The organism is Melaminivora alkalimesophila, assembly GCF_000282995.1.
Classification (GTDB): Bacteria; Pseudomonadota; Gammaproteobacteria; order Burkholderiales; family Burkholderiaceae_C; genus Melaminivora; species Melaminivora alkalimesophila.
The window spans coordinates 1-5,194 of record NZ_ALEE01000112.1 but is presented as its reverse complement, the minus strand read 5'-3'; the positions used below and the strand labels follow the sequence as shown (position 1 = coordinate 5,194).

The 5,194-nt window shown below is 65.0% G+C and carries 4 protein-coding genes and 3 pseudogenes; 4 read left to right on the top strand and 3 right to left on the bottom strand.

Going from position 1 to position 5,194, the window contains the following annotated elements:
* On the bottom strand, positions 1 to 1,255 hold a 1,255-nt coding region (locus A612_RS01630), incomplete at its 3' end, for a heavy metal translocating P-type ATPase (RefSeq protein ID WP_420891019.1).
* A gap of 94 nt (positions 1,256 to 1,349) precedes the next feature.
* On the opposite strand from A612_RS01630, the gene cadR reads away from it, so the two are divergent.
* Complete coding sequence (cadR, locus tag A612_RS01625) at positions 1,350 to 1,793, top strand: Cd(II)/Pb(II)-responsive transcriptional regulator (protein ID WP_019372870.1); 444 nt, start codon at positions 1,350 to 1,352, stop codon at positions 1,791 to 1,793.
* 178 nt (positions 1,794 to 1,971) lie between these two features.
* Here cadR and A612_RS16345 read toward each other — a convergent pair.
* Positions 1,972 to 2,205: pseudogene (locus tag A612_RS16345) on the bottom strand (LysR family transcriptional regulator); the annotation flags it as partial.
* Positions 2,206 to 2,207: 2 nt separating this feature from the next.
* Here A612_RS16345 and A612_RS16340 point away from each other — a divergent pair.
* Both A612_RS16340 and A612_RS18200 read left to right on the top strand, forming a co-directional pair.
* A pseudogene (locus A612_RS16340) lies at positions 2,208 to 2,442 on the top strand (ATP-binding protein); the annotation flags it as partial.
* A 125-nt stretch (positions 2,443 to 2,567) separates the two neighbouring features.
* A pseudogene (locus tag A612_RS18200) lies at positions 2,568 to 2,870 on the top strand (DUF4148 domain-containing protein); the annotation flags it as partial.
* Positions 2,871 to 3,104: 234 nt separating this feature from the next.
* Here A612_RS18200 and A612_RS01620 read toward each other — a convergent pair.
* Positions 3,105 to 5,090: a relaxase/mobilization nuclease domain-containing protein gene (locus tag A612_RS01620; RefSeq protein ID WP_019372868.1), complete on the bottom strand. Its 1,986-nt coding sequence runs from the start codon at positions 5,088 to 5,090 to the stop codon at positions 3,105 to 3,107.
* Here A612_RS01620 and A612_RS17650 point away from each other — a divergent pair.
* A partial coding sequence (locus A612_RS17650; RefSeq protein ID WP_206536105.1) for a hypothetical protein occupies positions 5,014 to 5,194 on the top strand: 181 nt, incomplete at its 3' end. The two genes, A612_RS01620 and A612_RS17650, sit on opposite strands and share 77 nt — an antisense overlap.

Here is a 5,194-nt window from a genome sequence, read left to right as displayed (position 1 = left end):
GGCGGGCGGCTGCCGCGAGCCCACTGACAATAGTCACCGGTGTCGAGATCACCAACGCACACGGACAGGCAATGACCAGCAGCACGAGCGCCTTGTAGATGGCCTGCATCCAGGTCCAGTCCAGCAGCCATGGTCCGAGCAACGCGACCGCCAGCGCGAGCACGAAGATGGCTGGCGTATAGACAGCCGCGAACCGGTCGACGAAGCCCTGCGTAGGCGCGCGCGTCGATTGCGCTACTTCGACAGCGTGGATGATGCGCGCAAGCGTTGATTCCGATGCGAGGGCCGTGACTTCGAACTCGAAAGTGCCCGACTCGTTGATCGTGCCTGCAAAGACGGTATCGCCAGCCGTCTTGTCGACAGGAATACTCTCGCCGGTGACAGGGGCCTGGTTAATGCTCGTCTGACCGGAGCGCACCACACCATCCATTGGCACGCGCTCACCGGGTTTCACGCGCAGCACTGCACTGACGGCGATCTCGGCCACCGGCAGGGTAGTCCAACTGCCATCGACTTGCCTCACCGATGCCTGCTCAGGCGCCATCTCCAACAGGCCCTTGATCGCATTGCGCGCGCGATCGACTGCCCGCGCCTCGATCGCCTCAGCGATGGCATACAGCGCCATCACCATCGCAGCCTCGGGCCACTGGCCGATCGCAAACGCGCCTGTCACCGCGACAGTCATCAGCGCATTGATGTTCAGGCGACCATGCCGCAGGGCCGTCAGTCCCTTCTTGTAGACATCAAAGCCGGCTAGCCAGATCGCTACCGCCGCCACGGCGAGGCCAGCGGCGCGCCAGATTGCGGTCTCCGGTGCGAAATACCCGATCAACTCGGCAGCGATGGCCATGATCAGCGCGGCAGCCAGCTTGGGCAATTGGCCTCGGACGCCTTCGTGATCGTGGCCGCCTTCCTCCGAATGCACCTGTCCTGCGCCTGCCGCAACGACCGGCTGGGGGTCAAACCCCACCTTGCGAATGGCCTCCAGCGCTGGCGCAATGGACGGTTCGTCAGCATCGACGGTCAGCATCCGCTGGCCGAGTTGAAAGCGCAGCCCACGGATACCTGGAACTCCGTCGAGAGCTCGGCGGATTTCCGACTCTTCCGCCGCGCAATCCATCGTGGCGATACGAAAACTGCGGCCGCGCGTGGCGGTCGGAACACGGGAAATAGGTGCCGTGTCGATGGAGCAGGCGCCGCAGCAATCGTTGCTGCGAGCGTCCGCATAATCTTGGTCAGTGTGAGTGTTTTTCATGGACGATCCTTTAACCTTTCCCATATTGCAAACCCTGTAGTCGGTGTAGAGTCAAGCCCATACTGCCTTGAAGACAGGCGGAAAGGGGCTGCTGATGAAGATTGGAATCTTGGCCGAAGCCACGGGAACGCCCGTTGAAACCATCCGCTTCTACGAGCGCGAAGGTCTGCTGCCGCCTCCGGCGCGTGCCGAAAACAACTACCGTATGTACTTGCCGGTCCATGTCGAGCGGCTGGCATTTGTCCGGCAGTGCCGCAACCTCGACATGACCCTCGACGAAATCCGCGCGCTGCTCGCGCTGCGGGAATCACCCGCGCAGGATTGTGGCGACATCAACACGTTGCTCGACGAACACATCGGCCACGTCGCGCAGCGCATCCGGGAACTTCGCGCGCTTGAGGCAGACCTCAAGGCGTTGCGCGCGCGCTGCATCGCACCGCATGCGGTCACCGAATGCGGCATCCTCAGTGGCCTCGACACCGCGGCTGCGGCGGGGCCGGAGCTAGCTAGGCGACGTCATGTGCATGGCGCGCACTGAGGGGTACAGCGGCGCATAGACTGTCGCCATCTGGGCCAGTCATCGCGGTTCGGCCAAGGGCTAGAGTCGGTTGCAGCACATCTGCTTGACATTGCGTTGACTTCAGGGTTTGAAATGGCACCGTCAAAACTCGACGTTGATTTTGTCAAGCCATGCCCGGCATACCGGCCTCACTGCTGCGGCTGGATGCAATGCGCGCAGCGCCTACCAGTCCCAGGGCCAGCCCTACGGAAACCAGTGTCATCATGACATCGAATGTCGCCACCCGGTGCGCGATCAACGGTTCCAGCGCGGTCTGTTGGCGCTGGAAGTGATCCACTTGGCGCGCGTACCCTTCGCAGTTTGCCGGGTCACCCAATGCCAATGGGAAGCGCAGAACTTCATCCAACGGAATGCGCCTATAGGCCAATAGCCGTGGAAAGCACCGGCGCCGACATCGATGCCAAGACCCTGCCCCGGCTGTTCAACCGCTTCTACCGCGCCGATGCTTCCAGGGCCCATCCGGATTCCGACGGCTCCGGGCTGGGTGTGCCCATCACGCGGGCCATCGCCGAGGCCCATGCCGGCCAGGTCACGGCGACCTCGGGCCAGGGGGCGAACCTGCTTCGCTCTGGTGTTTCCGCATCGCGTTGCCAAGCCCCGAAGCTGACAACAATGTCATCGGGTTGTCTGGGTTCTGTTGGGTAGGGGTTTCTACCATGAACACATCTCCTCAACGCCCGCCCAAGGCATTAGAGATGCAAGTTTCATCCAACCTCGTCAGGAGCTTTGACCATGACCCAACAACGCCTCTCCCTCTCCTCCATGATCGCCGCCGCGGCCGCAGTGGCCGCCCTGGGCCTTCCGGGGATGGCTTCGGCCGCATACGAGCACCCTGCCAACAACGAAACCGGAGTCATCGTTCACCCGGAGCACTTCAAGAGCGAGAAGACACGAGCACAGGTGATTGCAGAAACCAAGGCTGCCATGCAACAAGGCCGCCTTTCCTACGGTGAAAGTAATTACCCGATCGGCACGCCCACACCCGATGCAGGCTCTGGCAAGACGCGAGCACAGGTGATTGCGGAAACCAAGGCTGCCATGCAGCAAGGCCGCCTTTCCTACGGTGAAAGTAATTACCCGATCGGCACACCCACACCCGACGCAGGCTCTGGCAAGACGCGAGTACAGGTGATCAACGAATTGCAGAACGAATCGCCTGCCGAACGCAATGCTCGCCTGCGTTTCTACTCCCGGGGTTGATGGCCCCCCAGTTGGGATTGCAGTGGACTGCGTTGAATCCATTTTATGGGATCGTTGGGGTCGGCCTGACTAGCCTCGGGACAGCCCAGGCCGCCGCCCAATTTCCCATGAAACCCCACCGCTGCGCACCGTCGCGGCGATCTGCCGCCCCAGCCGCTGTTCAATCACCGACCGCCACGGCACCAAGCTAAATCCCATGCCGTCATCGAGTACGGCGTAGCGTCCGCTGGCGAGCATGACCGAGCGCCGGTAGATGCCGGCCACACGCTGCCCGTCTGCCGTGGGGCGGTGCGCCAGGCCGGTTTCGGCGGCAATGTCCTGGGCAACCTGCGCCAGTTCCCGGTTGCGCAACGTGCCCAGCAGGTTGCGTGCCAGGATCACCCGCTGCCCCCGCCGCTCGGCCAGCCCCTGTTCGGCCAGGAAGTCGGCGCGTTGCTGCATCGCCTGCTTGGCCTCGCCGCCAAAGCCCAGGTCGCCTAGGCCCTTGCCGCCGCCGATCAGTTGCTGGTCGAGCCAGGTGGCGCCGATCACGCGGGCCTGCCGCTCGATGGGTATGTGCGATTTCAGCTCCACGGCCACGCCGCCCAGGCGCTGCGCGTCGTACTGGCGGCCACGCTCGGGCAGGTCGTCCGGCACCTTCCATAGCCCCTCGGCCACGCGCTCCACGATGCCCGCTCGGCGCAGGGCTTCCAGGCGCCGGACGTGGACCGCCACGACTTCGTGCGGGTCGCGGTCGGGCGTGGCCTGACCTTGCGCGATGGCGAGATGATGGTCGGCGCGGTACAGGCCATCGCTCGCCAGCGCGGCGATGTTGCGATCGGCTGCGCGCACGTCAGCCGATCCCTTCACTTCCACCACGGCGCCCGTCGGATAGTTCGCCAGCTCGTCACGGGCATTGAGCGCGACGTAGTGGGCTTTGCCGTCCACGCCGTCGATGACCAGATACCCCCGGTCGCGCAGTTCGTCGGCCAGCCCCTTCGCGGCCACGCGGCCGAGAATGGTTCGACCATCGTCCCCAGGCTCGAATACCGCCAGTTCGCGCGGTTCGCCGCGCATGGCCCGCTGCATGGTGCGGATGATGTCGCCGCGCTCGCCGAGAGCACGCAAGGTTTTCTCCGCGTCGGCATGGACGGCCCAGGTGCCGGGCTGCATCTCGTCGGCCAGGCCCAGGCGCTGCAAGCGTTGCAGACGACCGATCAGCAGCAGGCGCTGGCGCTGCAATCTCGGCTCATTGAAGCGTTCGACATGCACCAGGCCATCGTCACCCAGCTCGCGCTTGAGGGTCCGATCCAGGCTCGTCCACCGCTCCTGATCCACCTCGCGCGTCAAGGTCTGCTGGATCTCCAGCTCGGTGCGCGGCCCCAGCCATTCGGTCGCCAGTTCGGCGGCGCGATGACGGAAGCCATCGGCGATGTAGTCGCCGGCGATGACGAGGTCTTTGCCGGTGTCGTCGCGCCCGCGCACGATCAGGTGGGTATGCGGGTTGTCGGTGTTCCAATGATCGACCGCCACCCATTCCAGCCGCGTGCCCAGGTCGGCCTCCATGCGGCCCATGAGGTGCCTGGTATATGTGCGCAAGTCTTCCAGTTCCGCGCCATCCTCGGGCGAGAGGATGAAGCGGAAATGATGCCGGTCGTCGGCGCAGCGCTCCTTGAAGGCTTCGAGGTCGGCAGCATCGGTCTGCGGCCCGTAGGCTTGGCCCGGCTCGCCATCGCGGCCCACGCCATCGCGCTCGATGTAGCGCAGGTGCTTGGCGAGCGACTGCGGGCTGGCTTGGCGCTGGTTGACCAGCAGGGTCTTGATGGTCACCCGCCGCGATAGGGGCGTGAGCTTCGCCCCCGCGAAGCGCGCTGCCGTATGCCCGCGTCCCAGGCGTGAACCGGGCCGCTGGCCGGTGCCCCTCCCGGTGCCGCCAGCCGTCCCAGGACGGCGCACCGTGGACTTGCCGCCGCTGGCCTTGCCCGCCTGCTTGAGCACCTTGGAAACGAAGCCCTGGCCCCGGTTCTTCGGGGCGCTGGGGTGGATGCGGAAATCATCGTCGCGGCGGTCGGTCATGGTTGCGCTCTCCGAAAGCTGCGGCGTGTCCGGTCGTGCGAAGCACGCGGACATGCCTGCATTGGCGCGGGGCTCGCGCCCCACGCGGCACGGCGGCGAAGCCG